Annotated in this window: 2 protein-coding genes; one reads left to right on the top strand and one right to left on the bottom strand. The window is 26.6% G+C overall.

The window, feature by feature from the left end; translation table 11 throughout:
• Positions 1–198: 198 nt before the first annotated feature.
• A complete protein-coding gene (locus LPC13_RS16655; protein WP_005215571.1) occupies positions 199–756 on the bottom strand; it encodes a maltose acetyltransferase domain-containing protein in 558 nt (185 codons plus the stop codon).
• 126 nt (positions 757–882) lie between these two features.
• Here LPC13_RS16655 and LPC13_RS16660 point away from each other — a divergent pair, with 126 nt between their 5' ends.
• A complete protein-coding gene (locus LPC13_RS16660) occupies positions 883–1,578 on the top strand; it encodes an AraC family ligand binding domain-containing protein (RefSeq protein ID WP_005215570.1) in 696 nt (231 codons plus the stop codon).
• Positions 1,579–1,634: the final 56 nt, after the last annotated feature.

The raw sequence follows: 1,634 nt of genomic DNA on the forward strand, positions 1-1,634 counted from the left end.
TAGTGGTTCCCACTACCAAGCCCACAACGGACTTTCACCGTCAAGTTGTTGCCCATGCTGGGCACACACAAAAAAGCAAAGCATGATTTCATGCTCTGCTTTTTTATATGAAACATATTTTAATTACAATAAAAGAGGTAAATTTATCTAATAAAATATAAAATTTTGGATATAATTAAAATAAAGTTTCATAAATAATTACTCTATAGTTTTTATAATTTTTGCTGGATTTCCTCCAACAAGTACATTATTAGGTATATCTTTAGTTACTACTGCACCTGCTGCAATTACAACATTATTACCGATTGTTACACCTGGACAAATAACAGCTCTACCACCTATCCATACACTATCCCCTATAGTTACTGGTTTTCCAAATTCAGCGCCACTATTTCTTTCCTCAGCGTTTAGAGGATGTGTTGCAGTATAAATGTGTACACCTGGAGCTAAAAATACATTTTTGCCTATATTAACTGGACAAACATCTAAAATTACGGTATCAAAGTTAGCATAAAAATTTTCGCCAACATTTATGTTATATCCGTAATCACATTTTAGAGTAGGCTCAATATAGATATTATTCCCCATAGAACCTAAAAGTTCTCTTAATATTTCAGTTCTTTTTTCTATTTCAGTTTCTAATGTATTATTATATAATCTAGTTAATATTCTAGCATTTAATCTTTCTTTAACTAGTAATTCATCAGAAGCTATGTATAAATCTCCTGATATCATCTTATCTTTCTCAGTTCTCATATATTACCATCCTTTTTGAAAATCTATTTTAAAAATATAACTATAATGTTATTATAATGTTAAAATTTATTATATACTTGCAATATAACAACATTTATTATAACAATTCTGCTAAAAGGAGTATTTATGAATAATTTACAATTTCATGATTTAAAAGAAAATATTCAACATGGTAATTTTATTATGCCTTTTTCTCTTTATGAAGGTCGCATAGATCCAGTAATCTCCCCTTCAATACCAATTCATTGGCATGAAGAATTTGAAGTTATATTAGTTATTGACGGAAGATGCAATTATAAAATAGATTTAGAAGCATTCATTATAGAAAAAGGTGATATATTAATGATTGGACCTCAAAAACTTCATACACTAAATAGTATTAATGATATCACACTTTCTTGGACTTCTTTCGTATTTAATATTGATATGCTTAAGAGTCTGAATACAGATGGAGCTTTACTTAAGTATATCTCTCCGATTTTAAATAATAATCATCAGATTCCACTTATTATAAAAAATAATGATACCTACTATGATAATATACTAACGGTTATAAAAGATATAATTACCTGTTATAAAGAAAAGGATATTGCTTATGAATTAGAATTAAAATCCTTACTATATAAGTTATTTTCACTATTCTATAAAGGAAATTTAATAGTAACAAATACTGATAAAAATATAATAAATACTAAAGTTACAGATAAAGTAAAATTAGTTCTAAATTATATACATGATAATTATTCTAATAATATTTCAATTAATACATTGGCTAATATTTGTGATTATAGTGAATATCATTTTGGTGTTAGTATAAAGTAGTGGACACATTAAATCGAACTAAGTAAAATAATATTTAGTTAAGAAAGGATGTGTCC

The organism is Clostridium celatum, from assembly GCF_021412605.1.
GTDB classification, from domain to species: domain Bacteria; phylum Bacillota; class Clostridia; order Clostridiales; family Clostridiaceae; genus Clostridium; species Clostridium celatum.

Bases quoted from the DNA above. Each gene is read 5' to 3' on its own strand.
- LPC13_RS16655 (WP_005215571.1), bottom strand. From the start codon at position 756: ATGAGAACTGAGAAAGATAAGATGATATCAGGAGATTTATACATAGCT.
- LPC13_RS16660 (WP_005215570.1), top strand. From the start codon at position 883: ATGAATAATTTACAATTTCATGATTTAAAAGAAAATATTCAACATGGT.